Consider the following 547-nt stretch of genomic DNA (forward strand, 5'->3'; position numbering starts at 1 on the left):
ACGGGCGTCGGGCCGCCGAGGTTGTAGGGCCCGGTTGCACGCCTATCCAGCACTCTCACGGTGGCATCGGCGACGTCGTGGCTGTGGGCGGCGGGAACGGCGAACGACCTGTCGATGGGCAGGATCGGAAGATGATCGACGATTGCCGACGTCACGAGATCGGGTAGGGCGTAACGCAACAGCGCACTTCCTAACTCGTACTGCCCGATCAGGCCCGGCCTGATTCGAGCGACCGCGACATCGGGATGCGCTGCCTCGAACTCGTCGAGCACATCCTCGGCGGCGGCCTTGTCCATGCTGTACGTCGACGAAGACACCCCCGTTCTCGGCCACCACTCGTCGACCTTCTCGCCGTACGACCCTGGTGCGTACACCCCGCCGGAAGACATGTGCACCAGATGAGGAACTCCGGCGTCCGCACAGGCAGTAGCCACCGTGCGCACTGCGTCGACATTGACTGCCCGCAGATAATCGCGGTCACGCATCGGCTGGAAGGCGATGGCCAGATGAACCACTGCGTCTGCGCCGCGGCACAACGCGCGTAGCT

The 547-nt window shown here is 65.1% G+C and carries 1 protein-coding gene; it reads right to left on the reverse strand.

Annotated elements, in window-relative coordinates; genetic code table 11:
• Positions 1–515, reverse strand: a 515-nt coding sequence (locus RKE40_RS29705) for an NAD-dependent epimerase/dehydratase family protein (RefSeq protein WP_316021747.1), incomplete at its 3' end; no start/stop codon positions are given.
• Positions 516–547: the final 32 nt, after the last annotated feature.

This window comes from Allobosea rubneri, assembly GCF_032464875.1.
Classification (GTDB): domain Bacteria; phylum Pseudomonadota; class Alphaproteobacteria; order Rhizobiales; family Beijerinckiaceae; genus Allobosea; species Allobosea rubneri.